Origin of the sequence: Pseudomonas sp. 51_B (assembly GCF_017491595.1) — a bacterium.
GTDB lineage: Bacteria > Pseudomonadota > Gammaproteobacteria > Pseudomonadales > Pseudomonadaceae > Aquipseudomonas > Aquipseudomonas promysalinigenes.
The window spans coordinates 1-435 of the sequence record NZ_JAFGYW010000450.1 but is presented as its reverse complement, the minus strand read 5'-3'; the positions used below and the strand labels follow the sequence as shown (position 1 = coordinate 435).

General features: G+C 49.2%; 1 pseudogene. It reads right to left on the bottom strand.

Annotated features, from left to right (window positions below):
- Window positions 1-350: pseudogene (locus J5M56_RS25675) on the bottom strand (hypothetical protein); the annotation flags it as partial.
- Window positions 351-435: the final 85 nt, after the last annotated feature.

The window sequence follows — 435 nt, the reverse complement described above, 5'->3', positions numbered from 1 at the left end:
CTATACAAGTTGAAATCCACTTGGCTGAGAAGAGTATTTCGAGAGGTATTTTTGCCGATTTCCAATGACTCGCTTGTGAACGTCGCCAGCTCCGATACGTAAGCACTGCATAGCTGACTTACCTCTTTGGTGCATCCCCAGAAGTCTCGCAAGTAGCGCTCATTGAAAGGGACATTGTTCAGGCGCGAGTCACTGGCCAATACCGCCAGAGCATGGCCGCTGTGTCTACGGCATTCGAATACCACGGGAATATTGGCGATCAATGTGTGAATAGAGCCGAGAAATGCTGTGTAGCGATCCAGAACGCGCCGCTGCTCTGCAGAAAACTCCTGGGCAAATGAATTCATCATTATTCGAAAGCGATGGGCGCGCAGCCCACCGCTCCCGACTCCTTATTATTGAGTCAGCTTCAGATATTTGATTACGTCGTTAATA